Source organism: Actinoplanes sp. NPDC051405, from assembly GCF_055586185.1.
In genome coordinates, this window is sequence record NZ_JBVJIR010000005.1 from 13,783 (window position 1) to 40,255 (window position 26,473).

The window sequence follows — 26,473 nt, forward strand, 5'->3', positions numbered from 1 at the left end:
GACCTCGTTCTACCGTGTCGGGGCCGGTCACCGCTGCCCCGTGCCGTCCCGTCACTCCCCGGCGGCCGTAGGCTCTGACCTCATGGCTGACGCACTGCTCGGCCCGGCGGAGATCCGGGAGCTCGCCGCGCGCCTCGGCGTCGCGCCGACCAAGAAGCTCGGCCAGAACTTCGTGCACGACCCCAACACGGTCCGCCGGATCGTCGCCGCGGCCGCGCTGAACAGCGACGACGTGGTTCTGGAGGTGGGACCCGGGCTGGGCTCACTGACGCTGGGACTGCTCGGGACGGCCGCGCACGTGCACGCCGTCGAGCTGGACCCGGTGCTCGCCGCCGCGCTGCCGGAGACGGTGGCGGAACGGGCCGATGTCGCGAAACTGACCGTGCACCACGCCGACGCGTTGCGGATCCGCGCGGCGGAGCTGCTCCCGGCGCCGACGATGCTGGTGGCGAACCTGCCGTACAACGTGGCGGTGCCGGTCGTGCTGCACCTGCTCGCCGAGCTGCCGACGCTGCGCGGCGGCCTGGTGATGGTGCAGAAGGAGGTCGCGGACCGGCTGGTGGCCGGCCCCGGCTCGAAGGTGTACGGCGTCCCGTCGGTCAAACTCGCCTGGTACGCCGAGGCGCGCGCGGCCGGCAAGGTCCCGCCCGCGGTGTTCTGGCCGGTGCCGAACGTGGATTCCGGACTGGTCGCGTTCGCGGCCCGCACCCCGCCCGCCGGCGTCGACCGCCGGACGGTCTTCCAGGTGGTCGACGCGGCCTTCGCCCAGCGCCGCAAGACACTGCGCGCCGCGCTGGCCGGCTGGGCCGGTGGTGCCGCCGAGGCGGAGAAGGTCCTGGTCACCGCCGGGGTCAGCCCGCAGGCCCGCGGCGAGTCACTCTCGGTGCAACAGTTCGCCGCGATCGCGGCTGCCGCCACCGGCCCGGGGTACGGCGGTAAGCTCAGCGCGTCCGGCAGGCGGCACGAGGAGGTGGACTCATGACGGCGCAACCCGCAGGTCGCGTCATGTGGACCCTTGATCCGGTCAAGCAGCGGATGGCGGCCTTCACACTCGAGGACGTCTTGTCCCTGCCCGAAGACGCTCCCCGCGTCGAGCTCCGCGACGGAGTCATGATTGTGGTCCCCTCGCCATCAATCGGTCATCAGCAAATCGGCAACTTGCTGTGGATGTGGTTGCGACAGCACGCGCCCGACAACTTCGAGCCGGCGACCGCCGTAGGCGTGGCAGTCGGCCTGAGAGACAGCCTCGAACCGGATGTGTTGCTCCTGCGCCGTCCGCTCTCGCTCACGCATCACTTCCTGCTGCCGGACCAGACCGCTCTCGTGGTGGAGGTTGTCTCACCCGGCACGAGGCGCCGCGACCGGATGGAGAAACCCGTCATCTACGCCGCGGCCGGCATTCCGCACTACTGGCGCATCGAGCAGGACCCGGTGCACGTCTTCGCCTACGACCTGGTCAACGGCAGCTACGAGCTGGTCGCGGATTCCGCTGAGGAGTTGGTGCTGTCGGCGCCGTTCGAGATCCGGCTGCCGATCGCGGACATCACTCCGTGACGGAGGCGTGGGGGCCGGACGACGACAAGCCCCGCCGGTTCGCCGGCCCGGTGAAGGTCCGCGTGCCCTCGAAGATCAACTTGCATCTCGGGGTCGGCCCGCTGCGCGCCGACGGGTTCCACGAGCTGAACACGGTCTACCACGCGATCAGCCTGTTCGACGAGCTGACCGCGCGTCGTGGCGACACTCTCGCGCTGACCATGGAGGGCGAGGGCGCCGGTGAGCTCGCCCTCGACGACAGCAACCTGATCATGCGGGCCGCCCGGGCGCTGGCCGCCAAGGCGCGCGTACCCGCGCATGCCCGGCTGCACCTGCGCAAGTCGATCCCGCTCGCCGGCGGCCTGGCCGGCGGCAGCGCCGACGCGGCCGCCACGCTGCTCGCCTGCGACCTGCTCTGGGGGACCGGCTACAGCAAGGACGAGCTGGCCGAGATCGGCGCCGAGCTCGGCTCGGACGTGCCGTTCCTGCTGCACGGCGGCACGGCCCTGGGCACCGGGCACGGTGAGACCGTCAGCCCGATCCTGGCCCGGCCGACCACCTGGCACTGGGTGGTCGCCATCGCCGACGGCGGCCTGTCCACCCCCGAGGTCTACCGCGAGCTCGACCGGCTGCGCGACAGCCCGTGGCCTCCGGCGGCCCTGGAGAGCGCGGACGAGCTGATGGGCGCCCTGCGCCAGCGCAGACCCGAGGTGCTCGGCGCCGCACTCGCCAACGACCTCCAGCCGGCGGCGTTGTCGCTGCGCCCGGCCCTGGCCGACGTGCTCAAAGCCGGCTACGACGCGGGCGCGGTCGCCGGCATCGTGTCCGGCTCCGGACCCACCTGTGTGTTCCTGGCCACCGACGGCACGCACGCCGAACAGGTCGCGGCCCGCCTCAACGAGGCCGGGGTGTGCCGTACCGCCCTCACCGCGCGGGGACCGATGCCGGGGGCCCGGGTAACCTAGAGGCATCGTGGCCAACATCATCAATCTGGACCGGGTGAACAAGGGCTACGGAGCCGCCGGTCAGCTGCTTACCGACGTTTCCCTGGGGCTGGACGACGACGCCCGGGTGGGCATCGTCGGCCTCAACGGGGCCGGCAAGTCCACCCTGCTGCGCATGCTCGCCAAGCTCGAGGAGCCGGACTCCGGCCGGGTCACGCACCGCCGTGACCTGCGCGTCGCCGCACTTCCGCAGACGCTGACGCTCGCCCCCGAGGCGACCGTCCGCGATGTCGTGCTGGGCACCGCCTGGCTCAGCGAGGGCATGGGCGCCGAGCACGAGTGGGCCGGCGACGCCGGTGTCCGGGAGATCCTCACCGGCCTCGGCATGGGCCACCTCGGCCTGGAGAGCCCGGTCGGGCCGATGTCCGGTGGCGAACGCCGCCGGGTCGCGCTGGCCGCCCTGCTGGTGCGCGAGTCCGACCTGCTCATCCTCGACGAGCCCACCAACCACCTGGACGTGGCCGGCGTCGACTGGCTGGCCCGCTACCTGCTGGGCCGGCGCGGCTCGCTCGTCGTGGTCACCCACGACCGCTGGTTCCTCGACGCCGTCTGCACCGCGACCTGGGAGGTCGTCGACGAGCAGGTCTACGCGTACGAGGGTGGCTACGCGGCCTGGACCCTGTCCCGGGCCGAGCGCCTGCGCGTCGCCGCCGCGGTGGAGTCCCGCCGGCAGAACCTGCTCCGCAAGGAGATCGCCTGGCTGCGCCGCGGCCCGCCGGCCCGCACCTCGAAGCCGCAGTTCCGGATCGACGCCGCGAACGCGCTGATCGCCGACGTGCCGCCGGTCCGTGACCAGGTGAGCCTGCAGCGGCTGGCCACCACCCGGCTCGGCAAGCAGGTCTACGACCTGGAAGACGTCACCCTGCACGCCGGCCCCAAGCCGATCTTCCAGAACCTGACCTGGCAGGTCGGTCCGGGCGACCGGATCGCCATCCTGGGCGCCAACGGCGCCGGCAAGACCACCCTGCTGCGCCTGCTCGCCGGCATCACCAAGCCCGACGGCGGGCGGCTGGTCACCGGCTCGACGGTGAAGGCGGCCTTCCTCTCCCAGGAGCTCCGGGAGCTGCCCGGGCACCTGCGGCTGCTCGAAGCGGTCGAGGAGGTCGCCCGGCGCGTGCAGCTCGGCGACCGGGAGCTCTCCGCGGGCCAGCTCGCCGAGGTCTTCGGCTTCACCGACAAGCGGATCTGGACCCCGGTCAGCGACCTGTCCGGCGGCGAGCGGCGGCGCCTGCAACTGCTGCGCCTGCTGGCCACCGAGCCCAACGTGCTGCTGCTCGACGAGCCCACCAACGACCTCGACACCGACACGCTGGCATCGCTGGAGGACCTGCTCGACTCCTGGCCGGGCACGATGATCGTCGCCAGCCACGACCGCTACCTGGTCGAACGCGTGACTGACACGGCGTACGGGATGTTCGGCGACGGCCGGCTGGTGCACCTGCCCGGCGGCATCGACGAATACCTGGCCCGGGCCGGCAACCCCGCGGCCCCGCCCGGCGAGCTGCTGACCGCCGGGGGCAAGGCCCCGGCGGCCACGTCCGGCATGTCGGCGGCCGAGCTGCGCGCCGCCCGCAAGGACCTGTCCCGGCTCGAACGCCAGGTGGCCAAGCTCGACGAGCGCATTCTCAAGATCAACGAAAGCCTCGCCGCGAACGGCAGTGACTACGACAAGATCATGGAGCTGGACGCCCAGCTCAAAGCCGTGCAGGAGGAACGCGGCCAGGTCGAGGAAGCCTGGCTCGAGCTCGCCGAACGCGTGCCCGAGAGCTGACCTCCACCCCCGGGGCGACCATGATCCGGGGGTGCCCCTGCGCCGACTCCGGCGATGCGCGAGAATCTCCTACGACACCACCCGACGTTGGAGACGGACACCATGGGACACAATCCGGTCAACCACCCGCTGCGGCCGATCTACCGCGCTCTGGGCGCGCTGACCGGGGCCTACCTGGTGCTGTTCGGCGTTCTCGGCGCCATCGTCACCGCCGACGAGGGCCTGTTCGGCAACGGCGAGGACCGCGTGCTCGGCCAGGAGACCAACCTCTTCTGGTCGCTGATCTGCGTGCTGGTCGGCGCCATCGTGCTCATCGCCACCGTGATCGGCCGCAACTCCGACACCGTGATCGACAAGTACTTCGGCTGGGGCCTGCTGGTCGTCGGCAGCTACGAGCTCGGCGCGATCCGCACCGACGCCAACTTCCTGAACTTCAGCGTCTCCACGGTCGTCGTCACCTACCTGCTCGGCCTGGTGCTCATCATGGCGGCGTACTACAGCAAGGTCGCCCCGCCGGAGCAGGCCAGCCCGCCGCGCCAGGCCCGCGAACGCCAGTCGCAGTCCGCCTGACCGGTCACCGGGACCGCGTCGTCAGAGCCGGCTTCGCCTCCAGGTGGGAGAGCCCGTTCCAGGCCAGATTGACCAGATGGGCAGCCACCATCTCCTTCTTCGGCTTGCGGGCCTCCCGCCACCACTGACCCACCAGCGCCACCATGCCGACCAGCGCCTGCGAATACAGCTCGGCGAACTTCGGATCCAGCTCCCGCGCCTTGAACTCGGCCGCCAGAATGTGCTCCACCTGATGCGCCACATCGTTCATGACGCTGGAGAAGTTGCCGCCCGGCGACAACACGGGTGACTCCCGCACCAGCACCTGGAAACCGTGCGGCTCCTGGTCGATGTAATCCAGCAACGCCAGCGCCGCCTGCTCCAGCAACTCCCGGGCATCCCCGGCGGTCAACGCCCCCGTGATCCGGTCCAGCAGCGCCCGCACCTCCCGGTCCACGACCACGGCGTACAGGCCCTCCTTGCCGCCGAAGTGCTCGTAGACGACCGGCTTGGACACCTTCGCGCGGGCCGCGACCTCCTCGATCGACGTGGCGTCGAAACCGCGCTCGGCGAACAACTGGCGGCCGATCGCGATCAACTGCTCACGCCGCTGCGCGGCCGGCATGCGAACCCGGGCAGTGCCCTTGGCGGACGCGGCGGCGGCCCGAGGCGCCCGCCGGGCGTGCCGCTCGTGGCCTGGCTCGCTCTGGTCTGTCACCCGGCCATCCTGCCAGCTTGTCCGGGGTGTCCATTGTCCCGCGCGGCCGGCCGGCCATCGATGCGACGCACGCGACAACTAGTCGGACGACTAGTAAGATATCGACATGCGCACACCTCTTGAGGAAGACCCGCGCGCCGAGGCTCGACGCCTCCGGGTCGATCCGGGAATGTCCCTGTCCCAGTTGATGAAGCACTTCGGAGTCGGGAGCGCCACGCTGACCGACTGGCTCCGGGGCATCGAGCCGCCGGGCTGGACCCGTCGGCCGAACGCGAAGGACGACCTGCGGGCGCGAGCACTCGAACTGCGCGCGCAGGGCTGGTCGGTCAACGACCTCGCGAGCGAGATCGGGGTCGCGAAGTCGACAGCGCACGCGTGGGTGAAACACATCCCGCTGGATCGCGACAGCGAGCGTGCGCGCCGCAAGCAGGAGCACGCCGCGGTGATGGCGGCGGGCCGCTGGGACGCCAAGCGGGAGGAGCGGGATCAGCGGCAGGGTGACGTGCACGCCGAGGCGGCGCGCGCCGTGGGTGAGCTCTCGGACCGCGACCTGCTGATGATCGGCGCGGCGGTGTACTGGTGCGAGGGTGCGAAATCCAAGCCCTGGCGCCGGCTCGACCGGCTGACCTTCATCAACAGCGATCCCGGGCTGATCTCGCTGTTCCTGCGTTTCCTCGCCGTGTGCGGCCGGGACGCCGAGTCCGTGGACTACCGGGTGCACATCCATGAGACGGCTGACGCGGAGGCGGCCGTCACGTGGTGGGCCGAGGAGCTGAAGGTGCCGCGCCGGCTCTTCCAGCGTCCGACGATCAAGCGCCACACGCCGGCCACCAGGCGGGCCAATACCGGCAGCGATTACCACGGCTGCCTGGTCGTGTCGGTTCCCCGATCGCGTGAGCTGTACTGGCGGATGGAGGGAGTGATGGCCACGTTGACGCGGCTGACATAGTAGATTTCGGCAATCGGTCGCAGACGATAGTGTGGCGACCGAACCAATCGGCCGTGGTGAAATAGGCATCACCTTCGGTTTTGGTCCGAAAGTTCCGGGTTCGAACCCTGGCGGCCGAGCTTGTTTTATGGTAGGGGACTCAGGTCTTGAGTCCGTGCGGCTGAGTAAGCGCCGCTTGCACCGCCACTGCGATCAATGGAGTCCGCGTGAGCCAGGCCCGGAGCCGTACCGTTGTCGTTCTTGCCGCCGGCGAGGGCAAGCGGATGAAGTCCGCCACGCCGAAGATGTTGCATCCGCTGCTCGGGCGCACCCTGCTCGGCCACGTCCTGCACGCCGCCGACGCCGCGCGCGCCTCCCGCACCGTTGTGGTCGTCGGGCACAAGGCCGACCAGGTCCGCGCGCACCTCACCGAGATCGCCCCCGGTGCCACCCCGGTCCTGCAGGCCGAGCAGAACGGCACCGGGCACGCCGTCCGGATCGCCCTGGATGCCATTCCCGAGGCCACCGGCACCGTGGTCGTGCTCAACGCCGATGTGCCGTTGCTGCGGCCCGGCACCGTCGAGGCGCTGGTCGCCGCGCATGAGTCGACGAGCCGGGGCGCCACCGTGCTTGCCGCCGAGGTTCCCGATCCGACCGGGCTGGGCCGGATCGTGCGGGACGATGCCGGCAACCTGGAGCGCATCGTGGAGGAGCGGGACGCTTCCGCCGAGGTGCGGGCCGTGCGCGAGGTGAACGCCGGCATCTACGCGTTCGACGCCGCGTTGCTGCGGGAGGCGCTGGGCAAGCTCTCCACCGACAACGACCAGGGTGAGGAGTATCTGACCGACGTGTTCGGGCTGCTCGCCGCCGTCGGGCACGCCGTGGGGGTGCATGTGGCCGCCGACGCGCTGGAGACCCTGGGGTGCAACGACCGGGCCGAGCTGGCGCGGCTGCGGGGTCTGCTGCGGGACCGGATCAACACCGAGTGGATGCGGGCCGGGGTGTCGATCCTCGATCCGGCGACGACCTGGATCGACGTGACCGTGACCCTCGAGCCCGATGCCGTGGTGGATCAGAATTCGCAGTTGCAGGGTTCGACGACGGTGGCCACCGGCGCGGTGATCGGGCCGGACACGACGTTGATCGACACGGTGGTCGCGGCCGGTGCCACGGTGCTGCGGACGCATTCCATCGGCGCGCAGATCGGGCCGGATGCCACGGTGGGTCCGTTCTCGTTCCTGCGGCCGGGGACCCGGCTGGGCCGCAAGTCCAAGGTCGGCGGTTTCGTCGAGACGAAGAACGCCGAGCTGGGCGCGGGGGCCAAGGTGCCGCACCTGACGTACGTGGGTGACGCGACGATCGGCCCGAAGGCGAACATCGGGGCGGGCACGATCTTCGCCAACTACGACGGCGTCAACAAGCATCACACCACCGTGGGCGAGGCCGCTTTTGTCGGCAGTGACACCGTGCTGATCGCTCCCGTGGAGATCGGGCCGGGTGCTTATGTGGCCGCCGGCAGTGCGGTCGCCAAGGAGGTGCCGGCGGGCAATCTGGGGGTCACCCGGGCCCCGCAGCGCAACATCGAGGGGTGGGTCGCGCGCAAGCGGCCGGGCACCGTTTCGGCCGACGCTGCGGATCGGGCCGGGAAGCCGGAGACTGAGGACACCGGGGCGTAACCGGCGCAAGCTGGGGTGAGGCATCCCACGACCGGGCCGCGGTTCGTGGCACCGGTACGGCCGCGGGTAATACTTCAGGTGACAACCCCCTCGATTGCACGGGAGCGGACGAGCCGATGGGCAGCATCGTCGCGGAGAACCGTAAGAGTTTGATGCTTTTCTCCGGCCGGGGCTTCCCGGAGCTGGCGGAGGAGATCGGGCAGGTGCTCGGCGTCGCGCCGACCCGTTCCGACTCGTACGAGTTCGCCAACGGGGAGATCTTCGTCCGGTTCAAGGACTCGGTGCGCGGCTCGGACGCGTTCGTGGTGCAGTCGATGACCGAGGGCATCAACACCTGGGTCATGGAAACGCTGATCATGGTCGACGCGTTGAAGCGTGGCTCGGCCAAGCGGATCACGGTCGTGCTGCCGTTCTATCCGTATTCGCGGCAGGACAAGAAGCACCGCGGCCGGGAGCCGATCTCCGCGCGGCTGATCGCCGACCTGCTGAAGACCGCGGGGGCCAACCGGATCCTCACCGTCGACCTGCACACCGCGCAGATCCAGGGCTTCTTCGACGGCCCGGTGGATCACCTGTTCGCGATGGACATCCTCGCCGAGCACATCATCAAGAAGTTCGAGGGCCGGCCGATGACGGTCGTGGCGCCGGACTCGGGCCGGGTGCGGGTGGCGGAGCGGTGGACGGACCGGCTGGGCGGCTGCCCGCTGGCGTTCATCCACAAGACGCGGGACCCGTTGAAGCCGAACCAGGTCGTGGCCAACCGGGTGGTCGGTGAGGTCGAGGGCCGGGTGTGCCTGATCGTCGACGACATGATCGACACCGGTGGCACGATCACGAAGGCCGCGGACATCCTGTTCGACTCGGGGGCCGCCGATGTGATCGTGGCCTCGACGCACGCGTTGCTGTCGGATCCCGCGACCGAGCGGCTGAAAAACAGCCAGATCAGTGAGCTCGTGGTGACCAACACGCTGCCGTTGCCGGCCGAGAAGCAGCTCGACAAGATCACCGTGCTGTCGATCGCGCCGCTGCTGGCCCGGGCGATCCGCGAGGTCTTCGATGACGGCTCCGTCACCACTTTGTTCGGTGGGCTGAGCTGACCGCCGCTGAGGCGGCGAAGCTGACCGTGAAGGCCGGGCGTCCGGTTTGTGGCGGGAAGTGGCTTGATCGGCGATGCAAGTTGCATTCGTGCGGGTGAAATTTCCGCAGGGAGAGTGATCCGGCGGGACCCGCCGGTCTGCCCGTAGCAGTGGCAGGTAAGCTGGTGCGGTTGCCACGGCGAGGGTGCCACGCGGTCTGCTGCAGTTTGCAGAGTTCGCTTGAGGCACCGTGATCGACGCGGTGCTCCGGGCCTGTGCCCGCGCGCCCCTTCGCCGAGCGCCGATTGCCCGCAGCCCGCCGACTTCTCACGCCGCCCGTTCCAACGTTTTCAGGAGTATCCCCGTGTCCGAGGTAAAGATCAGCGCCGAGCCCCGTACCGAGTTCGGCAAGGGTGGTGCCCGCCGCACGCGCCGGGCCGGCCTGGTGCCCGCCGTGCTGTACGGACACGGCGAAGCCCCCGTCCACATCGCGCTTCCCGCCCGTGAGTTCGCCGCCGCGATCCGCCACGGCGGCCTCAACCAGGTCTTCACCATCGACGTCGTCGGTGGCACGGGCGCGACGCTGGCCCTGCCGAAGGCGATCCAGCGTGACCCGATCAAGGAGACGTACGAGCACGTCGACCTGATCATCGTCAAGCGTGGCGAGAAGGTCCAGGTCGACGTCCCGGTGACGCTGGTCGGCGAGGCCGCCCGCAACACGCTGGTCGTCAACGAGTCCAACACCCTGGCGGTCACCGCCGAGGCGATGCACCTGCCCAGCGGCTTCGAGGTCTCGATCGAGGGCCTGGAGGCCGGTTCGCAGGTCACCGCCGGCGACGTGACGCTGCCCGAGGGCACCGAGCTGGCCGTCGACGCCGACTTCGTGCTGGCCATGGTCACCGCGGCGCAGACCGCCGAGCAGCTCGAGGGTGACTCCGCCGACGCCGGTGAGGCCGCGGCCGCCGCCGAGTCCGAGGCGTCCTCCGAGGAAGCCGCTTCCTGACCCAGCACCACCCGAGAACCGCGATCTGCAGGGAAAGTGCCGACGGCACTTTCCCTGCTGTCGTAAGGAGACTTGATGACCGAGGACGCACCCTGGCTGGTGGTCGGCCTGGGCAATCCCGGCCGGGAGTACGCGGGCAACCGGCACAACGTCGGTTTCATGGTGGCCGACCTGCTGGCCTCGCGGGTGGGCGGCAAGTTCGGCCGGCACAAGCGCGCGGTGGCCGAGGTGGCGGAGGGCCGGCTGGGTTTCGGCGGCCCGAAGCTGATCCTGGCCAAGCCGCTGACCTTCATGAATCTGTCGGGTGCGCCGGTGGTGGCGCTGGCCCAGTTCTTCAAGGTGCCGGTGGACAACATCGTGGCCGTGCACGACGAGCTGGACGTGCCGTACGGGCAGGTGCGGGTGAAGCGCGGCGGCGGTGAGGGTGGTCACAACGGGCTGCGTTCCATGTCCAAGTCGCTGGGCAGCAAGGAGTACGCCCGGGTCCGGTTCGGCATCGGCCGGCCGCCGGGACGCCAGGATCCCGCGGACTACGTGCTGTCGGATTTCGCCGGTGCGGAGCGCAAGGAGCTGGAGTTCCTGGTCGATCGGGCGGCCGACGTGGTGGAGGCTGTGGTGCTCGAGGGTGTCGAGTGGGCGCAGAACAAATACCACGGAAGCTGAAGGGATGCTGCCAGAACGGACAGATCGATTAACCTGTTTTGTCCGTCTATCGGTCCCGTGACGCCTCCCCCGGTTAGCGCGTTGGTCACGTAGCGCACCCAAACGGTGCGCGGACACCACGCGGTACGGGGGAGGTTCGGGTGCGGCAGGAACTCTCCGAGAGCCACGAGGCGACATTGGGCGAGCCGACGGTGGTACTGCCGACGGTGCAGCGCCGTGACGTGGTCCCGTCGGAGCCGCCGGAGCACCACGGTCCGGCCAACCATCCGCCCGGCAACCACGGCCCCCGTCCGCACCGGCCGTCGCCGTACCGGGCCCGCAACAGCAAGATTCCGTCGCCGGCCCGATCGACCGGTGACGACGCCATCGAGGACCTGGTCGACAACGCGCCGCCGCTGGCCGGTGCCGGTGGCCGGGTTCCCGCCGGCCGGGCCCGCAACCGGGCCGTCGAGCGGCACTGGTCGGCCGAGCCGAACCGCTCGGCCGCGGCCCGCCCCGCGAACCGGCCGTTCGTGCGGGTCCGGGGGCGGCACGCGGCGATGTCGCGGCGCCAGCGCTGGGAACGGCAGTACGTACGCGCCCTGGTCCTGTGTGACCTGCTGGCCGGCATCGCCGCGGGCGCGGTGACCTTCGGGCTGCGCTTCGGTGACGAGGTGACCACCTACAACCGGTCTTACCTGTGGCTGTCGGCGTTGCTGCCGCTGGCCCTGCTGGCGGTGCTGGTGGTGAGCCGGGCGTACGAGCGCCGCTTCCTGTTCGTCGGCACGGACGAGTACCAGCGGGTGTTCCGGGGCGGGATTGGCCTGATCGCGGGTGTGGCCGTCGTGTCGTACGCGCTCGATCTTGATCTGGCCCGGTCCTACGTCCTGGCCGCGCTGCCCACCGCGATGGTCTCCGCCGTGGTCCTGCGCTTCGCCCTGCGCAAGCGGCTGCACATCGCCCGGTCGCGCGGCGAGCGGCTGCGCCGGGTGATCGTGGTCGGTCACGAGCTGTCGGTCATCGGCATCACCCGGCAGTTGCGCCGGGAGCGGTACCACGGGCTGGAGGTGGTCGGCGCGTGTCTGCCGCCGAACCACGACGGGGTCATCGACCTGCCCGTCTTCGGCACGTTCGACGACGTCGCGACCGCGGTCGATGCCGCCGACGCGGACACCGTGGTGGTGCTGAGCTGCCCGGAGCTGGACGGCGCCGCGCTGCGCCGGCTGGCCTGGCGCCTGGAGCGCGACGAGGTCGACCTGGTGGTGGCGAGCGCGCTCATCGACGTGGCCGGCGCGCGCACCACCATCCGGCCGTTCGACGGGCTGCCGATGCTGCACGTCGAGCACCCGCGGCTGCACGGCGGCGCGCGGGTCGTGAAGGACCTCGTGGACCGGGTCGGGGCCCTGGCCCTGCTCATTCTCTTCGGTCCGCTGCTGCTGGCCGTCGCACTCTGCGTCCGGGTGACCTCACGCGGCCCGGTACTCTTTCGTCAGGTACGGGTCGGGCGTGACGGGTCCGAGTTCCGCATCTTCAAGTTCCGCAGCATGTACGTCGACGCCGAGGCCCGGCTGGCCGAGCTCCGGCATCTCAACGAGCACGACGGTGTGCTCTTCAAAATGCGCGACGACCCGCGCGTGACCCCGGTCGGCCGGTGGTTGCGGAGGCTGTCCCTGGACGAGCTGCCGCAGCTGCTGAACGTGATCGCCGGGCAGATGTCGCTGGTCGGGCCGCGACCGCCGCTGCCGTCCGAGGTTGCCGTCTACGCCGACGACGTGCGCCGCCGTCTTGCCGTCAAGCCCGGCATGACGGGCCTATGGCAGGTTTCCGGACGATCGGACCTGTCGTGGGAGGAGACGGTACGGCTGGACCTTCGCTATGTGGAGAACTGGTCTCTCAGTTTGGACCTGGTGATCCTTTTGCGCACCATGACGGCCGTGGTCCGGTCGTCAGGGGCCTACTGAACGGACAGGGAGCGGTTGGATGAGCGAGCAGACAGGGACGTCGGCGCGCATTGCCGGTCAGCGGGAGTCCACCGGTGACGGTGGCACGCCGCCGGTCATCGACGCCGCGTTCGCGCGCTGGCTGGCCGACCGGGCCGGCCAGGTGCTGCTCCAGGTCCGCGAGGAAGTCGGGTACGCGGACGGCAAGCTGCTCAAGGCCGCCGGTGACAAGGCCGCGCACGACCTGCTGCGGGCCGAGCTCGCCCGGTGGCGCCCGGCGGATGCCGTGCTCTCGGAGGAGGACGACCACTCGCGCGTGGCGTGGGCGGACGACCGGCACGACGCCGTACGCCCGGACCGCCTGGACGCCTCCCGGGTCTGGATCATCGACCCGCTGGACGGCACCCGCGAGTTCTCCGAGGAGGGCCGCACCGACTGGGCTGTGCACGTGGCGCTCTGGACCGCCGACTGCTCCAGCCCCAACTGCCTGTCCGCCGGTGCCGTGGCGATGCCGGCCCGGCACCGTACGCTCGCCACCGACCAGCCGCCCGCGTACCCGCCGCTGCCGCTGGCCGCCGCGACCGGGGGACCGATCCGGATCGCCGCCAGCCGCACGCGCCCGCCGGCGTTCGTCACCGCCCTGGCCGAGGACATCGGCGCCGAGCTGGTCCCGATGGGATCGGCCGGGGTCAAGATCGCCGCGGTCATCAACGGGGACGCCGATGCCTACGTGCACGCCGGCGGCCAGTACGAGTGGGACAGTGCCGCCCCGGTGGCTGTGGCGTCGGCCACTGGACTGCATGCTTCCCGTATCGACGGAACTGCGCTGAAATACAACCAGGCCGATCCGAAGTTGCCGGATCTGGTGGTCTGTCGCAAGGACCTTGCGCCCCGTCTGCTCGCAGCGTTGCAGCGACACCTCCCATAAATCCCCCCGGATGAATTCGGCCGACACCGGAAAGGTCTGGAACCCATGAGCCAGACGAAGCCCTATCGCGTCTCGCATCTCGACGCTCTCGAGGCCGAGAGCATCTTCGTCATGCGTGAGGTCATGGCCGAGTTCGAGCGGCCCGTGCTGCTCTTCTCCGGCGGCAAGGACTCGATCGTGATGCTGCGCCTCGCGGAGAAGGCGTTCGCGCCCGCGCGCATCCCGTTCCCGGTCATGCACGTCGACACCGGTCACAACTTCCCCGAGGTGCTGGAGTACCGCGACACCCGGGTCGCCGAGCTGGGTCTCAACCTGGTGATCGCCAGTGTGCAGGAGGCCATCGACTCCGGCCTGGTGCGCGAGCTGCCGGACGGCACCCGCAACCGGATCCAGACCCCGGTGCTGCTGGCCGCGGTGGAGAAGTACCGCTTCGACGCGCTCTTCGGCGGCGCCCGCCGCGACGAGGAGAAGGCCCGGGCCAAGGAGCGGATGTTCAGCTTCCGCGACGAGTTCGGTCAGTGGGACCCGAAGAACCAGCGCCCCGAGCTGTGGTCGCTCTACAACGGCCGGCACCACCCCGGCGAGTCGATCCGGGTGTTCCCGCTGTCCAACTGGACCGAGCTGGACGTCTGGCACTACATCGCCAAGGAGCGCATCGCGCTGCCGAGCATCTACTACGCCCACGACCGTGAGGTCGTCGAGCGCGCGGGGATGTTCTACGCGGTCAACGAGTTCATCGTGCCCCGGGACGGCGAGACGGTCGAGACCCGCCGGGTGCGCTACCGCACCGTCGGCGACGCGTCGCAGACCGCCGCCGTGCTGTCCGAGGCCGACACGGTCGACAAGGTCATCGACGAGGTCGCGGCGACCCGGATCACCGAACGCGGTGCCACCCGGGGCGACGACAAGGTCAGCGAGGCCGCGATGGAAGACCGCAAGCGGGAAGGCTACTTCTGATGAGTCAGGCAGTTCTGGAGCCCGACGAGGCGACGGCCCGTCCGATGGACCTGCTGCGGTTCGCCACCGCGGGCAGCGTGGACGACGGCAAGTCGACGCTGATCGGCCGGCTGCTCTACGACACCAAGACCATCTTCGCCGACCAGCTGGAGGCGGTCGAGGCGGTCAGCGCCGCGCGCGGTGACGAATACACCAACCTGGCGCTGCTCACCGACGGCCTGCGCGCCGAGCGGGAGCAGGGCATCACCATCGACGTGGCGTACCGCTACTTCGCGACGCCGCGGCGCAAGTTCATCATCGCCGACACCCCCGGGCACATCCAGTACACCCGCAACATGGTCACCGGCGCCTCGACCGCCGACCTCGCGCTGATCCTGGTGGACGCGCGCAAGGGCCTGGTCGAGCAGTCCCGCCGGCACGCGTTCCTGACCAGCCTGCTGCGGGTGCCGCATCTGGTGCTCTGCGTCAACAAGATGGACCTGGTCGACTGGGACCGTGGCGTCTACGAGAAGATCGCCGACGAGTTCACCTCGTTCGCGGCCAAGCTCGACGCGCCCGACCTGACGGTCATCCCGATCTCGGCGCTGGAGGGCGACAACATCGCCTCGCGCTCCGAGAAGAGCCCCTGGTACGAGGGCCCGTCGCTGCTGCACCACCTGGAGCACGTGCACATCGCCTCGGACCGCAACCTGGTCGACGTGCGGTTCCCGGTGCAGTACGTGATCCGCCCGCAGTCCAAGGACATCACCGACTACCGCGGGTACGCCGGCCAGGTCGCCTCGGGCGTGCTCAAGCCCGGCGACGAGGTGATGGTGCTGCCGTCCGGCATGACCAGCACGATCGCCGCCATCGACACCGCGGACGGCCCGGTCGACGAGGCGTTCCCGCCGATGTCGGTGACGGTCCGGCTGACCGACGAGATCGACATCTCCCGGGGCGACATGATCTGCCGGCCGCACAACGCGCCGGCGGTCGCCCAGGACGTCGAGGCGATGATCTGCTGGATGGACGAGACGGCGCCGCTGCGGGTCGGTGCGAAATACACGATCAAGCACACCACCCGTACGGCTCGCGCGGTGGTCCGTGGCCTGCAGTACCGCCTCGACGTGAACACGTTGCACCGCGACGAGAACGCGCCGCAGCTGGGCCTGAACGAGATCGGCCGGGTCAAGCTGCGCACCACGGTGCCGCTGCTCGCCGACGAGTACCGCCGTAACCGCACCACCGGTGGCTTCATCCTGATCGACGAGTCGACCAACCGTACGGTGGGCGCCGGCATGATCATCGAGGCCCAGTAGGGGGCCGCCGCACGCCCCGGACCGCGCCGGGAAAGGGCGGGACGGGGCGGTTTGCATCGTTGTATAGTCCGGGCGCAGCCGGGCGATGAGAGTGGGCGAGGCCGGTGCCTCCTGGTCTGAAGGACGTGGCCGCACAAGCAGGCGTGTCGATCAAGACCGTCTCCAATGTGGTCAACGGTTACGTGCACGTCGCCCCGGAGACCCGCGCCCGGGTGCAGCAGGCCATCGACGCCCTGGGCTACAAGCCGAACATGGCGGCCCGGCAGTTGCGCAGCGGCCGGTCCGGGGTGATCGCGCTGGCCGTGCCGGAGCTGCAGTCGCCGTACTTCGCCGAACTGGCCGGCCGGATCGTGCACGCGGCGGAGCGCCGGTCCTGGACCGTGCTGATCGACCAGACGGACGGGCACGCCGAGCGTGAGCGCAACCTGGTCGCCGGGCTGCGCCGGCACGCGATCGACGGCCTGATCTTCAGCCCGCTGGCGCTGGCCGGTGAGGAACTGGCGCGCGGCGGCGACGAGACCCCGATGGTGCTGCTCGGTGAGCGGGTGTGGCATGGCCCGGCCGACCACGTCGCCATCGACAACACCGCCGCGGCGGCCGACGCGACGCGTCACCTGGCCGGGTCGGGGCGCCGGCGCATCGCGGCGATCGGCGCGCAGGACTTCCCGTCGGCGGTGACCGCCCAGCAGCGGCTCGCCGGCTACCGTGCGGCGCTGGAGCAGGCCGGGCTGCCCGCCGATCCGGCGCTGGTCGCCGAGGTGGAGAGCTTCCATCGCGCCGACGGCGCCGCCGCGATGGCCCGGCTGCTGGACGGCCCGCGACCGCCCGACGCGGTGTTCTGCTTCAACGACCTGCTCGCCCTCGGGGCCATCCGCACGCTGCTGGAGCGGGGTTGCTCGGTGCCCGGCGACGTGGCGGTGATCGGCTTCGACGACATCGAGGACGGCCGGTTCAGCACGCCGACCCTGAGCACCATCGCCCCGGACCTCGGCCGGATCGCCGAACTCGCCGTGGACCTGCTCGCCGAGCGCCTCGGCGAGGGTGCGGCCGCCGCGGGCCCGCCGCGCGAGCTCAGGGTGAGCCACCGGCTGGTCGCCCGGGAAAGCACCGTAGGGCGAGACTCCCGCTAAGCACCACAAATCGCATCGTCCCAGGTAACGAGCGTGTGTCGACCTCTTTACAACGTTGGTTCCAACGTTGTAAACAGTGTGAGGCGGCACACAGACCTGCGGACAGGAGCACTACGTGGACAAGGCTCGGCTGACCCTCGACCCCGCCTTCGCCATCGGTGCGGTGGACCGGCGGCTCTTCGGCTCGTTCGTCGAGCACATGGGTCGCTGCGTCTACACCGGCATCTTCGAGCCCGGCCACCCCGCGGCGGACGCTGACGGCCTGCGCACCGATGTGCTCGAGCTGGTCCGCGAGCTCGGCGTCACGCTGGTGCGCTACCCGGGCGGCAACTTCGTCTCGAACTACCGCTGGGAGGACGGGGTCGGCCCGGTCGGCGACCGGCCGCGGCGCCTCGACCTGGCCTGGCGGTCGCTGGAGAGCAACGCGTTCGGGCTCAACGAGTTCATGCGCTGGGCCGAGCTGGCCGGGGTCGAGCCGATGATGGCGGTCAACCTGGGCACCCGCGGCATCGTCGAGGCCGCCGAGCTGGTCGAGTACTGCAACCTCCCGGACGGCACCGCGGCCGCCGACCTGCGCCGCAAGCACGGCGTGGCCCGCCCGCACGACATCCGGCTCTGGTGCCTGGGCAACGAGATGGACGGGCCCTGGCAGATCGGCCACCTGACCGCGCTGGAGTACGGCCGGCTCGCCGCCCGGGCCGGGCATGCCATGAAGCGGGTCGACCCCACCATCCAGCTCGTGGCCGCCGGCAGCTCCAAGGCGGACATGCCGACCTTCGCCGCGTGGGAAGCCACCGTGCTGGAGCAGACCTACGACCACGTCGACTATTTGTCCCTGCACAGCTACTACGACCCGGAGAGCCAGGACGAGGCGAGCTTCCGGGCCGCCGCCGTCAACCTCGACGGCTTCATCGACGACATCGTCGCCACGGCCGACCACGTACGGGCCAAGCTGCGCCGGCAGAAGCGGATCAACCTGGCGCTGGACGAGTGGAACGTCTGGTACCAGTCCCGCTTCACCGAGCCGGAGGACCGGCCGATCGAGGACACCCCGGCGCTCATCGAGGACGACTACACCGTCACCGACGCGATGGTCGTGGGCAACCTGTTGATCAGCATGCTGCGCCACGCCGACCGGGTCACCGTCGGCGCGCAGGCCCAGCTGGTCAACATCATCGCGCCGATCCGGACCACGCCCGGCGGTCCCGCCTGGCGGCAGACCATCTACCACCCGTTCGCCCACACTGCCCGGCTCGCCCACGGCACCGTGCTGCGGGCGGGCGTGCAGTCACCGACCATGTCCACCGGCCGCTACGGCGAGGTGCCGGTGGTGGACGCGGTCGCCACCCTCGACGAGCGCACCGGCCGGCTCGCCGTCTTCGCCGTCAACCGCGGCACCGAAGCTGTCCCGCTGGAGATCGACCTGCGGGCTTTTCCCGGACTGCGCTCCGGACAGTGGATCCGGCTCGCCGAGGACGACCCGTCCATCGGCAACACCGCCGCTGCTCCTGATCGCGTCCGTCCCCGTACCGAAGAAATGCCTGCCCTCGACGGTGGCCGCGCCACCGTCCTGCTTCCCCCTGTCTCCTGGCACGCCCTGAGCTTCACCCCCGAGGAGAAACCGTGAAACCACATCTCACCCGCCGCGGCCTGCTCGGGCTCGGCGTAGGCGCCGGTGGCGCCGTCCTGCTCGGCGCCTGCGGTGACGACGGCCCCAATCCCGTCGTCGGCGGTGGTGGCGAGAACGCCCAGCCCGCGGCCACCAACTACACCGGTCCCAACGTCGCGCTGACCTTCTGGAACGGCTTCACCGGCGGCGACGGCCCGGTGATGAAGTCGCTGGTGGACAAGTTCAACAGCGCGAACCCCAACATCAAGGTCACGATGAACGTGTACGAGTGGGCCGACTACTACCAGAAGGTCCCCGCCGCCGTGTCCACCGGCAACGGCCCGGACCTGGGCATCATGCACGTCGACCAGGTGGCCACCAACGCCGCCCGGGGCGTCATCCTGGCGCTGGACGACCTGGCCAAGTCGCTCCAGCTCAACGAGAGCGACTTCTCGCCGCCGGTGTGGCAGGCCGCGGTCTACAACGGCAAGCGCTACGCCATCCCGCTGGACGTGCACCCGCTCGGCATGTTCTGGAACAAGAAGGTCCTGCAGGCCGCCGGGCTGGACCCGGAGAAGCCGCCGACCAACAACGAGGAGTACATGGCGGCCCTGGACAAGCTCAAGTCCAAGGGCGTCCAGGGGCACTGGGCCACCCCGTTCCCGTTCACCGGCACGCTCCAGTTCGAGGCGCTGACCTGGCAGTTCGGCGGCCAGCTGTTCGACGAGAAGGCGACCAAGCCGCTGTTCGCCGAGCAGCCCGGCGTGCAGGCGCTGACCTGGCTCACCGACCTGGTCAAGAACGGCTACAGCCCGAAGAACGTGGCCCAGGATGCCGACCTGATCGCCCTGCAGAACGGCAAGGCCGCGTTCAACTGGAACGGCATCTGGACGATCAACACGCTGCGCGGGGTCAAGGGCATGGAGTGGGGCGTCTCGGCGCTGCCGCAGATCGGCACCCAGCCCGCCGCGTGGGCCGGCTCGCACCAGTTCGTGCAGTTCAAGCAGCGCACCCAGGACGCCAACAAGCTGCAGGCCGGCAAGGTCTTCATCAACTTCATCAGCCAGCAGTCGCTGGAGTGGGCCAAGGGCGGCCAGGTGCCGGCCCGCAAGGAGATCCGCGACAGCCCCGACTTCGCGGCGCTCAAGGAGCAGGCGGCAATCGGCACGCAGATCGACAACCTGCACTTCCCGCCGTCGGTGCCGGGCATCCCGGACGCCCTGGCCACCGTGGACACCGCGGTCAACGAGGCGATCCTGCTGCGCAAGGAGCCCGGCAAGGCGCTGGCCGACGCGGCCGCCAAGGCCAACCAGATCCTCGAGCAGAACCGCAAGAAGTACGGCGGCTGACCACCATGGTGGACGTGCTGGAGACGGCCACCACCTCGACCTCGGCGCCCGCGACCCGGGCGCCGAGGCGGGGGTCGGGCGTCACCCCATACCTGTACCTGCTGCCCTACGCGCTGCTGTTCACGACCTTCACGCTCGTGCCGGCCGGCTACGGGCTCTGGATCAGCCTGCACGAGTGGGACTACCTGCTGCCCGGCAAGCCCTTCGTCGGGCTGGACAACTACCAGGCGCTGTTCGACAGTGCGTCGCCGGTGTTCGACTTCTTCTGGCAGAGCATGCAGGCCACCGCGATCTTCACGGTGTTCAGCGTGCCGCTGCTGGTCACCGTGCCCCTGGCGATCGCACTGCTGCTGAACCGCTCGTTCAAGGGCCGCACCTTCTTCCGGGCGGTGTACTTCGCGCCGTACGTGCTGGGTGTGGCGGTCATCGGCGTGCTGTGGCGCTTCCTGCTCGACCCGAACCTGGGCGCGATCAACGCCATGCTGGGCGCGATCGGGCTGCCCGACGACACCGCCTGGACCACGGGTCTGCCGTGGGCGTGGATCTCGCTGGTCGGCGTCACCGTCTGGTGGACGCTGGGGTTCAACGCTGTCATCTACCTGGCCGGGTTGCAGGACATCCCGCGGGAGCTCTACGACGCGGCCAAGGTGGACGGGGCCGGCCGGTGGGCCGAGTTCCGCCACGTGACCCTGCCCGGGCTGCGGCCGGTGCTGCTGTTCATCGTGATCAACACGATCCTGGCCTCCAGCAACATGTTCGGCCAGGCGTACCTGATCACCCAGGGTGCGCCGGGTGTCGAGACCCGTACGGCGATCATGTACATCGCCGAGGAGGGCCTGCGCAACTACCGGATGGGCAGCGCGGCCGCGATGAGCTACCTGCTCACCCTCGGCCTGCTGCTGGTCAGCATGATTACTTTCCGCCTGTTCCGGGAGAAGGACTAGCCATGGGCAGATTCCGCGGTATCGCCTGGTACTCCCTGCTGGGCCTGCTCAGCCTGGTCTTCATCGCCCCGATCGTGTGGATGCTGACCACCTCGTTCAAGAGCGCCGACGAGGCCACCCGGGTGCCGCCCTCGATCCTGCCGGCGGACCCGACGACCAGCGCCTACGACACGTTGTTCACCGGCGACTCGCAGACGCCCGTGCTGCGCTGGTTTCTCAACAGCCTGATCGCCGCGAGCGGGCAGGCTCTGCTGGTGCTCATCGTCGCCTCGATGGCCGCCTATGCGCTGGCCCGGATGGAGTTCCGCGGCAAGAAGATCGTCTTCGCCCTGATCATCGGGACGCTCTTCGTGCCGATCTTCACGCTGATCATCCCCAACTTCCTGATCATCGACCGGCTCGGCTGGCTGGACACCCTCATGGCGCTGATCGTGCCCGGTGCCGCCAGCGCCTTCGGCGTCTTCTTCCTGCGGCAGTTCTTCCTCGGGTTGCCCCGGGAACTGGAGGAGGCCGCGCTGCTGGAGGGGGCCAACTCGTGGCAGATCTTCACCAAGGTGATCCTGCCGCTGTCCAAGCCGGCCCTGGCCACCCTGGCCGTGATCAGCTTCCTGACCAACTGGAACGACTTCATCTGGCCGGTCTACACGCTGTTCAGCCCGGAGAACTTCACGCTGCCGCCCGGCCTGGGCACGCTGCAGGGCGCCTACAACATCAACTACCCGGTGATCATGGCGGGCGCCGCGCTGGCCAGCATCCCGGCGCTGATCCTGTTCATGGTCAGCCAGCGCTACATCATCGAGGGTGTCTCCCGGTCCGGCCTGAAGGGCTGATCTCATGCGACGGTGCACGGCCGCGCTTGCCGCGGCGATTCTGCTGCTCACTCCCGCTGCGGCGCAGGCCGCGCCGCAGCGGCAGACCTACACCAACCCGGTCTCCGCGGCCTTCGCGGACACGTTCGCCGACCCGATGGTCGTGCGGGGCGACGACGGTTTCTGGTACGCGTACGGCACCACCGACCCGCTGCGCGAGGGCGAGAAGGTCTTCCACCGGATCCCGACCGCGCGCTCGACCGACCTGGTGTCGTGGACGTACGTGGGCGACGCGTTCGCCGAGGGCCAGCGCCCGGCGTTCGCCGCTGACAACGCCGCCTTCTGGGCTCCCGACGTCCGCCGCATCGGCGGTAAGTGGGTCATGTACGTCACCGTCACCGAGACCACGGGCGGCCCGGGACGGTCGGCGATCGGAGCGGCCACCGCACCGACCCCGACCGGTCCCTGGACCTTCTCCGACGAGCCCGTGGTCGCACCCCGGCCCAGCGGGGACGGCGGCTGGCTGTGGACCTTCGACCCGGCCCGGCTCACCACCCCGGACGGCCGCAGCTACCTCTACTACGGCAGCTACTTCGGCGGCATCTGGGTCAGCGAGCTGTCCGCGGACGGCCTGCACATCACCGGTACGGCGACCCGGGTCGCGATCGACAACAAGTTCGAGGGCGCGTACGTCGTCCGCCGCGACGGCTGGTACTACCTGTTCGCCTCCTCGGCCAACTGCTGCGCCGGCCCGACCACGGGCTACTCGGTGTCGGTGGGACGCTCCCGTGACCCGCGCGGACCGTTCACCGACCGCGACGGCCTGCGGCTGGACGTGTCCCGGGCCGGCGGCACCCCGGTCGTCGCCCCCAACGGCAACAAGTGGGTCGGCACCGGCCACAACGGGCTGATCACCGACCTGGCCGGCCAGGACTGGCTCGCCTACCACGCGATCGACCGGGCCGACCCGTACCTGGACGAGCCGTTCGGGATCAACGAGCGGCCGATGCTGCTGGACCGCCTGGACTGGATCGGCGGCTGGCCGACCGTGCGGGCCGGCCGGTGGGCCTCCGACAAGCCGGTCGCCGCGCCCGTCACCAAGACGCCGGTGCAGGACACCTTCGACACCCTGTCCCCTCGGCAGTGGCGGGTGGCCGACGGCAAGTGGGCGGCAGTGAACGGCCGGCTCCGCGGATCCGGCACGCTGCTCGCCCGCTCGCCGCAGCGGGGAGACCTGCGCGCGGAGGCCGACGTCCGTGGCCCCGCCGGCCTGATGATCGGATCCACCGCGGTCCGTATCTCGGGCAACGCCCTGGTCGTCGGCTCGCGCCGGACCGCGCTGCCGGCCGGCTTCGACGCGACGGCCTGGCACCACCTGGCCGTGGACGTCCGCGACGGCCGGATCACCGCCACGCTCGACGACACCACCGTGGCGACCGGGCGGGACGGCGGCCGGACCGTCGTCGGCGTCACGGCCACCAGCACCGCCGAACTGGACAACGTCAGCGTGGGCCCGCTGGCCGAACCGGTCCGCCGGGCGGCCGCAGTGCCCGAGCCCGGGCGCGTGCTGGCCGGGTACTCCGACGAGTTCACCGGCTCGGCGCTGAGCCCGGCCTGGACCTTCGTGCGCCCCGACCCGGCGGCGACCGTCGGCGGCGGCGCGCTGCGCTGGCCGGTGCAGAACGCCGACCTCACCGGCACCTCGAACAACGCCGGCGTGCTGCTGCGCGACGCACCGGACGGCAGCTGGATCGCCGAGACGAAGCTGACCCTGGACCTGGGCGAGGACTCGGTGCGCAACTACCAGCAGGCCGGGCTCATCGCGTACGCCGGGGACGACGAGTTCGCGCGGCTGTCCGCCGTGGCGATCTGGAACACCCGGCAGGTCGAGTTCGGTCACGAGATCCCGTACGCGGGCACCACCTCGTACGGCGGCACCATCGCCGGCACCCCCGGCCTGACCACCACCTGGCTGCGGCTGGCCCACCACGTCGACGAGGTCAACGGGGAGCACGAGTACCGGGCCGGGGTGAGCCGGGACGGCCGCACCTGGACCTGGGGCGGCGTGTGGACCCTGCCCGCGGACTCGAACCCGCGGATCGGGCTGATCGCCCACGGCGGGGCCCAGCCGGCCGTCACCGCGTCCTTCGACTACCTGCGGTTCCGCCGGTGGTGAGACGCCTGATCGGCATGCTGTCCGTATGTGCGCTCGCCGCCGGTTGCGGCGGCGGGGAGGAGCCGGCCACGCCGGCGGGAACGGAGTCCAAAGTGGCCACCTTCACCAACCCGGTGTACCAGGAGAACTTCCCGGACCCGGGCGCGATCCTGGCCGACGGCACCTGGTACGCCTACGGCACCAACAACACCAGCCAGAACGTGCCGGTCATGACCTCGCCGGACCTGGTCACCTGGACCCCGGCCGGGGACGCGCTGCCCGAGGTGGGCAAGTGGGCCGAGCGGGGCAACACGTGGGCGCCCGAGGTCATCGCCGCGGACGGCGGTTACCTGCTCTACTACACGGCCCGGTCCACGGCGGCGAACCTGCAGTGCATCGGCGTCGCCCGGGCCGAGTCCCCGCAGGGCCCGTTCGTCGACGACGCGGCCAAGCCGCTGATCTGCCAGGCCGACGAGGGTGGCTCGATCGACGCCAGCCCGTACGCCGACGCCGACGGCGCTCTCTGGCTGCACTGGAAGAACGACGGCAACCACATCGGCGAGCCGACCCACCTCTACGGCAGCCGGCTCAGCCCGGACGGCCGTTCGCTGGTGGGTGAGCCGGTCCGGCTGCTGACCAACGACGCCGGCTGGGAGGACCACGTCATCGAGGCGCCGCAGCTGGTCCGCCACGACGGCAAGCTGTTCCTGTTCTACTCGGCGAACGCCTTCGACAAGGACGTCTACGCCGTGGGCTACGCCGAGTGCGACAGCCCGCTCGGGCCGTGCCGAAAGGCGGCGGAGAACCCGATCCTGCGCTCGACACCGGCCGCGGCCGGCCCTGGGCACAGTTTCCTGGTCACCACGCCGGCCGGGGAGACCTGGCTGCTCTACCACGCGTGGCCGCCGGAGGCGATCGGCAGCGTCGCCCCGGGTCGCCAGCTCTGGCTGGACCGGGTCGACTGGGTGGACGGCCGGCCGGTCGTGCGCGGCCCGAACGTCGAGCCGCAGGCACTGCCCCGCTGAAACAGCACCGGGCGGGCTCTCGGGCCCGCCCGGTGACCGGCGTCAGTGCTTCGCGTCGTCGCCCTGGGTGGCGTTGTCGATGCCGTCGGAGATGGCTTCGGTGAGGTCGTCGGACGGCACCGCGACCCGCTCGGCGTCGGCCCGGTCGGCCGGGTCCCGATCGGGCTCGGGCTGCGGCGCGGTGGCGTCACCGGCGAAGCCGAACTCGTTCGGCTGGTTCGATTCGGATTGCGCGGTCATGACCGGATCCATACCCGCTGCGCGACCGCTGACACCCCGCGGGTCAGGGCAGGCGGGCAGCCCCGGGGCCGGGAACGGCCGACCAGGTGGTCGGTGCGGTGAAGTCGTGCTCCGCGTACGCGCGCTCCACCGCGGCCGTGGTCTCGTCCGCCCGGTCCGCGTCGATCAGGGCCAGCACGCAGCCGCCGAAGCCGCCGCCGGTCATCCGGGCCCCGTACGCGCCCGCCGCCAGCGCCGCCTCGACCGCGACGTCGACCTGCGCCACCGTGATCTCGAAGTCGTCGCGCATCGAGGCGTGCGACGCCGTCATCAGCGGGCCGATCTCGCGGATCCGGCCGGACCGCAGCAGTCCCACCGTGTCGAGGACCCGCTGGTTCTCGGTGACGATGTGGCGGACCCGGCGGCGCGTCACGTCGTCGTCGAGCTGGGCCAGCGCCGCGTCGAGGCCGTCCGGGGTCACGTCGCGCAGGGCCGGTACGCCCAGGATGCGGGCGGCCTCCTCGCAGGACTTGCGGCGGGCGCCGTACTCGCCGTCGACGTGCTGGTGCGGCGCGTTGCTGTTGACGATCAGGATGGCCAGGCCGTCGGCCGCCAGGTCGAACGGGATCTGCTCGACCGCCAGCGACCGGCAGTCCAGGAACAGCGCCCGGCCCTCGGTGCAGCGGATGGAGGCCGACTGGTCCATGATCCCGGTCGGTGCGCCGACGTAGACGTTCTCCGCGCGCTGGGCCAGCGCCGGCCGCTCGGCCACCGGCAGCTCCAGCCCACCCAGCTCGACCAGGGCGGTCAGCGTGGCCGACTCCAGGGCGGCGGACGACGAGACGCCGGCGCCCACGGGCACGTCCGAGGCGAACGCGATCCGGGCCGGCGGCACGTCGAAGCCGGCCTCCTGCAGCGCCCACACGATGCCGGCCACGTAACCGGCCCAGCCCTCGACGCCGCCGGGCTGCGTGGCACCGAACGAGACGGAGCCTTCCGCGAAGGTCGAGCACACCGTCCAGTCCGGGCCGTCGGCCGGGGACGCCGCCGCGACCACGTGCTGCGGCAGGGCGAAGGGGAGCACGAAGCCGTCGTTGTAGTCGGTGTGCTCGCCGATGAGGTTGACCCGGCCGGGCGCGGCCCACAGTCCGGTGGGCTCGGCGCCGTAGGCGTCGCGGAAGGCCTGCGCCGCGGAGGATGCAACAGTCAT

General features: G+C 70.6%; 23 protein-coding genes, 1 tRNA gene and 1 pseudogene. 22 read left to right on the forward strand and 3 right to left on the reverse strand.

Translation table 11 applies throughout. The features are described from left to right. Positions 1–82: 82 nt before the first annotated feature. The 5 genes from rsmA to ACZ6S4_RS12770 all read left to right on the forward strand — a co-directional run bounded on the left by rsmA (position 83) and on the right by ACZ6S4_RS12770 (position 4,878). The gene (gene rsmA, locus ACZ6S4_RS12750; RefSeq protein ID WP_465475089.1) at positions 83–982 is read left to right on the forward strand and encodes a 16S rRNA (adenine(1518)-N(6)/adenine(1519)-N(6))-dimethyltransferase RsmA; all 900 of its coding nucleotides are present in this window, start codon (positions 83–85) and stop codon (positions 980–982) included. After that, positions 979–1,554: a Uma2 family endonuclease gene (locus ACZ6S4_RS12755; RefSeq protein WP_465475090.1), complete on the forward strand. Its 576-nt coding sequence runs from the start codon at positions 979–981 to the stop codon at positions 1,552–1,554. The genes rsmA and ACZ6S4_RS12755 overlap by 4 nt, the downstream gene beginning before the upstream one ends. Beyond that, positions 1,551–2,498: a 4-(cytidine 5'-diphospho)-2-C-methyl-D-erythritol kinase gene (locus ACZ6S4_RS12760; protein ID WP_465475091.1), complete on the forward strand. Its 948-nt coding sequence runs from the start codon at positions 1,551–1,553 to the stop codon at positions 2,496–2,498. Before ACZ6S4_RS12755 ends, ACZ6S4_RS12760 begins: the two co-directional genes overlap by 4 nt. Before the next feature lie 7 nt (positions 2,499–2,505). Continuing rightward, positions 2,506–4,308, forward strand: coding sequence for an ABC-F family ATP-binding cassette domain-containing protein (locus tag ACZ6S4_RS12765; protein ID WP_465475092.1), 1,803 nt, complete (start codon positions 2,506–2,508; stop codon positions 4,306–4,308). 102 nt (positions 4,309–4,410) lie between these two features. Next, positions 4,411–4,878 carry a DUF4383 domain-containing protein gene (locus ACZ6S4_RS12770; RefSeq protein ID WP_465475388.1) on the forward strand — a complete coding sequence of 156 codons (468 nt, stop codon included), beginning with the start codon at positions 4,411–4,413 and terminating at the stop codon, positions 4,876–4,878. A gap of 4 nt (positions 4,879–4,882) precedes the next feature. Here the strand turns inward: ACZ6S4_RS12770 and ACZ6S4_RS12775 are convergent, their stop codons facing one another. Then, the gene (locus ACZ6S4_RS12775; RefSeq protein ID WP_465475389.1) at positions 4,883–5,482 is read right to left on the reverse strand and encodes a TetR family transcriptional regulator; all 600 of its coding nucleotides are present in this window, start codon (positions 5,480–5,482) and stop codon (positions 4,883–4,885) included. Between the two features lie 199 nt (positions 5,483–5,681). Here ACZ6S4_RS12775 and ACZ6S4_RS12780 point away from each other — a divergent pair, with 199 nt between their 5' ends. From ACZ6S4_RS12780 to ACZ6S4_RS12860, 17 genes and pseudogenes are all read left to right on the forward strand, one after another. Beyond that, positions 5,682–6,524, forward strand: a complete 843-nt coding sequence (locus ACZ6S4_RS12780) for a helix-turn-helix domain-containing protein (RefSeq protein WP_465475093.1) — start codon at positions 5,682–5,684, stop codon at positions 6,522–6,524. A gap of 47 nt (positions 6,525–6,571) precedes the next feature. Then, a tRNA-Gln gene (locus tag ACZ6S4_RS12785) sits at positions 6,572–6,643 on the forward strand. A gap of 144 nt (positions 6,644–6,787) precedes the next feature. Beyond that, a pseudogene (gene glmU, locus ACZ6S4_RS12790) lies at positions 6,788–8,262 on the forward strand (bifunctional UDP-N-acetylglucosamine diphosphorylase/glucosamine-1-phosphate N-acetyltransferase GlmU); the annotation flags it as partial. A gap of 33 nt (positions 8,263–8,295) precedes the next feature. After that, entirely contained in the window at positions 8,296–9,276 is a 981-nt protein-coding gene (locus tag ACZ6S4_RS12795) for a ribose-phosphate diphosphokinase (protein ID WP_360545503.1), read from the forward strand. Positions 9,277–9,619: 343 nt separating this feature from the next. After that, positions 9,620–10,258, forward strand: coding sequence for a 50S ribosomal protein L25/general stress protein Ctc (locus ACZ6S4_RS12800; RefSeq protein WP_465475094.1), 639 nt, complete (start codon positions 9,620–9,622; stop codon positions 10,256–10,258). A gap of 75 nt (positions 10,259–10,333) precedes the next feature. Further along, positions 10,334–10,921, forward strand: coding sequence for an aminoacyl-tRNA hydrolase (gene pth / locus ACZ6S4_RS12805; RefSeq protein ID WP_465475095.1), 588 nt, complete (start codon positions 10,334–10,336; stop codon positions 10,919–10,921). A gap of 539 nt (positions 10,922–11,460) precedes the next feature. Beyond that, on the forward strand, positions 11,461–12,861 hold the full coding sequence (locus ACZ6S4_RS12810; RefSeq protein ID WP_465475390.1) for a sugar transferase: 1,401 nt from the start codon (positions 11,461–11,463) through the stop codon (positions 12,859–12,861). A gap of 19 nt (positions 12,862–12,880) precedes the next feature. Next, complete coding sequence (locus tag ACZ6S4_RS12815; protein ID WP_465475096.1) at positions 12,881–13,768, forward strand: 3'(2'),5'-bisphosphate nucleotidase CysQ; 888 nt, start codon at positions 12,881–12,883, stop codon at positions 13,766–13,768. Between the two features lie 45 nt (positions 13,769–13,813). Continuing rightward, positions 13,814–14,725, forward strand: a complete 912-nt coding sequence (gene cysD / locus ACZ6S4_RS12820) for a sulfate adenylyltransferase subunit CysD (protein WP_360545491.1) — start codon at positions 13,814–13,816, stop codon at positions 14,723–14,725. Beyond that, positions 14,725–16,023, forward strand: coding sequence for a sulfate adenylyltransferase subunit CysN (gene cysN / locus ACZ6S4_RS12825; RefSeq protein WP_465475097.1), 1,299 nt, complete (start codon positions 14,725–14,727; stop codon positions 16,021–16,023). Before cysD ends, cysN begins: the two co-directional genes overlap by 1 nt. Positions 16,024–16,148: 125 nt before the next feature. Further along, positions 16,149–17,153 carry a LacI family DNA-binding transcriptional regulator gene (locus ACZ6S4_RS12830; RefSeq protein ID WP_465475098.1) on the forward strand — a complete coding sequence of 335 codons (1,005 nt, stop codon included), beginning with the start codon at positions 16,149–16,151 and terminating at the stop codon, positions 17,151–17,153. Between the two features lie 115 nt (positions 17,154–17,268). After that, positions 17,269–18,780 carry an arabinosylfuranosidase ArfA gene (gene arfA / locus ACZ6S4_RS12835; protein WP_465475099.1) on the forward strand — a complete coding sequence of 504 codons (1,512 nt, stop codon included), beginning with the start codon at positions 17,269–17,271 and terminating at the stop codon, positions 18,778–18,780. Then, positions 18,777–20,111 carry an ABC transporter substrate-binding protein gene (locus ACZ6S4_RS12840; RefSeq protein WP_465475100.1) on the forward strand — a complete coding sequence of 445 codons (1,335 nt, stop codon included), beginning with the start codon at positions 18,777–18,779 and terminating at the stop codon, positions 20,109–20,111. The genes arfA and ACZ6S4_RS12840 overlap by 4 nt, the downstream gene beginning before the upstream one ends. Positions 20,112–20,116: 5 nt before the next feature. After that, positions 20,117–21,055 carry a carbohydrate ABC transporter permease gene (locus tag ACZ6S4_RS12845; protein WP_465475101.1) on the forward strand — a complete coding sequence of 313 codons (939 nt, stop codon included), beginning with the start codon at positions 20,117–20,119 and terminating at the stop codon, positions 21,053–21,055. Positions 21,056–21,057: 2 nt separating this feature from the next. Then, complete coding sequence (locus tag ACZ6S4_RS12850; protein ID WP_465475102.1) at positions 21,058–21,885, forward strand: carbohydrate ABC transporter permease; 828 nt, start codon at positions 21,058–21,060, stop codon at positions 21,883–21,885. Between the two features lie 4 nt (positions 21,886–21,889). After that, positions 21,890–24,040: a family 43 glycosylhydrolase gene (locus tag ACZ6S4_RS12855; protein ID WP_465475103.1), complete on the forward strand. Its 2,151-nt coding sequence runs from the start codon at positions 21,890–21,892 to the stop codon at positions 24,038–24,040. Then, positions 24,034–25,044, forward strand: a complete 1,011-nt coding sequence (locus ACZ6S4_RS12860) for a glycoside hydrolase family 43 protein (RefSeq protein ID WP_465475104.1) — start codon at positions 24,034–24,036, stop codon at positions 25,042–25,044. Before ACZ6S4_RS12855 ends, ACZ6S4_RS12860 begins: the two co-directional genes overlap by 7 nt. A gap of 42 nt (positions 25,045–25,086) precedes the next feature. Here the strand turns inward: ACZ6S4_RS12860 and ACZ6S4_RS12865 are convergent, their stop codons facing one another. Then, on the reverse strand, positions 25,087–25,284 hold the full coding sequence (locus ACZ6S4_RS12865) for a hypothetical protein (RefSeq protein WP_465475105.1): 198 nt from the start codon (positions 25,282–25,284) through the stop codon (positions 25,087–25,089). A 43-nt stretch (positions 25,285–25,327) separates the two neighbouring features. Then, positions 25,328–26,473, reverse strand: a complete 1,146-nt coding sequence (gene galK, locus ACZ6S4_RS12870) for a galactokinase (RefSeq protein WP_465475106.1) — start codon at positions 26,471–26,473, stop codon at positions 25,328–25,330.

Excerpts from the sequence above, each read along its gene's own strand:
- rsmA (WP_465475089.1), top strand. The coding sequence starts at position 83 with ATGGCTGACGCACTGCTCGGCCCGGCGGAGATCCGGGAGCTCGCCGCG.
- ACZ6S4_RS12755 (WP_465475090.1), top strand. The coding sequence starts at position 979 with ATGACGGCGCAACCCGCAGGTCGCGTCATGTGGACCCTTGATCCGGTC.
- ACZ6S4_RS12770 (WP_465475388.1), top strand. The coding sequence starts at position 4,411 with ATGGGACACAATCCGGTCAACCACCCGCTGCGGCCGATCTACCGCGCT.
- ACZ6S4_RS12775 (WP_465475389.1), bottom strand. The coding sequence starts at position 5,482 with ATGCCGGCCGCGCAGCGGCGTGAGCAGTTGATCGCGATCGGCCGCCAG.
- ACZ6S4_RS12780 (WP_465475093.1), top strand. The coding sequence starts at position 5,682 with ATGCGCACACCTCTTGAGGAAGACCCGCGCGCCGAGGCTCGACGCCTC.
- ACZ6S4_RS12795 (WP_360545503.1), top strand. The coding sequence starts at position 8,296 with ATGGGCAGCATCGTCGCGGAGAACCGTAAGAGTTTGATGCTTTTCTCC.
- pth (WP_465475095.1), top strand. The coding sequence starts at position 10,334 with ATGACCGAGGACGCACCCTGGCTGGTGGTCGGCCTGGGCAATCCCGGC.
- ACZ6S4_RS12810 (WP_465475390.1), top strand. The coding sequence starts at position 11,461 with ATGTCGCGGCGCCAGCGCTGGGAACGGCAGTACGTACGCGCCCTGGTC.
- ACZ6S4_RS12815 (WP_465475096.1), top strand. The coding sequence starts at position 12,881 with ATGAGCGAGCAGACAGGGACGTCGGCGCGCATTGCCGGTCAGCGGGAG.
- cysD (WP_360545491.1), top strand. The coding sequence starts at position 13,814 with ATGAGCCAGACGAAGCCCTATCGCGTCTCGCATCTCGACGCTCTCGAG.
- cysN (WP_465475097.1), top strand. The coding sequence starts at position 14,725 with ATGAGTCAGGCAGTTCTGGAGCCCGACGAGGCGACGGCCCGTCCGATG.
- ACZ6S4_RS12845 (WP_465475101.1), top strand. The coding sequence starts at position 20,117 with ATGGTGGACGTGCTGGAGACGGCCACCACCTCGACCTCGGCGCCCGCG.
- ACZ6S4_RS12850 (WP_465475102.1), top strand. The coding sequence starts at position 21,058 with ATGGGCAGATTCCGCGGTATCGCCTGGTACTCCCTGCTGGGCCTGCTC.
- ACZ6S4_RS12855 (WP_465475103.1), top strand. The coding sequence starts at position 21,890 with ATGCGACGGTGCACGGCCGCGCTTGCCGCGGCGATTCTGCTGCTCACT.
- ACZ6S4_RS12865 (WP_465475105.1), bottom strand. The coding sequence starts at position 25,284 with ATGACCGCGCAATCCGAATCGAACCAGCCGAACGAGTTCGGCTTCGCC.
- galK (WP_465475106.1), bottom strand. The coding sequence starts at position 26,473 with ATGACTGTTGCATCCTCCGCGGCGCAGGCCTTCCGCGACGCCTACGGC.